1 protein-coding gene is annotated in these 1,108 nt (G+C 60.6%); it reads left to right on the top strand.

Annotated features, from left to right (window positions below; all coding sequences use genetic code 11):
- The first annotated feature begins 37 nt into the window (after window positions 1–37).
- A complete protein-coding gene (locus AC1DH9_RS29640; protein WP_427540237.1) occupies window positions 38–1,054 on the top strand; it encodes an AraC family transcriptional regulator in 1,017 nt (338 codons plus the stop codon).
- Window positions 1,055–1,108 lie beyond the last annotated feature (54 nt).

The raw sequence follows: 1,108 nt of genomic DNA, 5'->3' as shown, positions 1-1,108 counted from the left end.
GATGGCCGACCAACAAAAACAGGGTTCACCACGTTCGATGTCGGAAAAAGACACCATATCCATTCATCTGGTGCGCGAAGCACTGCTGCAAAGCTGCGAGTCGAGCGCGGTCAGCATTGAAGTCTTGCTCAAGGTCGGGATTGAACCGCGCTTGCTCAGCGTGGCTGATGCGCGTGTTCCGGCCACGGCCTACGCACGGCTGTGGCGACTGTTGGCGCGGCGCATGGACGATGAGTTCTTTGGCATGGACCCGCGCCGGTTGAAATCCGGCAGCCTGGAATTTCTCTGTCGTTGCGCCATGGCCCAGCCGACGTTGGCAGCCGGGTTGACCGCCGGGCTGGGGTTTCTGTCGTTGATGCTGGAGCGCATGCCGGCGCAGCTGGTTCATCAGCAAAGCCTGGCGGAAATCGTCCTGCTCGAAGACGACCAGGAACCGCGTCGCGCCTTCACTTATTTCACCTACTGGATGATCGTCCACGGCGTAGCCTGCTGGCTGGCGGGGCGGCGGATACCGATTCTGGCCATCGAACTGCGCTGCGCGGAACCGGACTTCTGCGATGACTACAAGGTGATGTTCTCCGAGAACCTGCGCTTCGACCGACCGCGCACCCGGATGATTTTCTCGGCTGATTGCCTGGACCTGCCGATCAAGCGCAGTAGGGACGAGCTCAAGCGCTTTCTGGCCCATGCGCCGGCCAATATCCTGGTCAAGTATCGCGACCCGCAAAGCCTCGCCAGCCGGATCAAACATGATTTGCGGCAACTGCCCGCCGAACAGTGGCCGGAAACCGACAGCCTGGCGCAGCGCCTGTGCATGTCCGCTTCGACACTGCGTCGACGCTTGGCAGAAGAAGGGCAAACCTATCAAGGCTTGAAGGACAGCGTGCGCAAGGAGCTGGCGATTGTCTGGCTGGCCGAGCCTTCGATCAGCTTCGCCGAGATCGCCACGCGGCTGGGGTTTGCCGATGCCAGTTCGTTCTACAAGGCGTTCCGCAAGTGGTCGGGGTCCAATCCGGGGCATTACCGCAGTTTGATTCTCAACGAAGCCCATTGATTCAGCGTTGATGCGTCTGACCTCATCGCGAGCAGGCTCGCTCCCACAGGGAAA

The sequence above is a fragment of the Pseudomonas sp. 05T35 genome (genome assembly GCF_056396605.1).
Note: the sequence above shows the minus strand (reverse complement) of the source record. Positions and strands in the feature narration are given on the sequence as shown.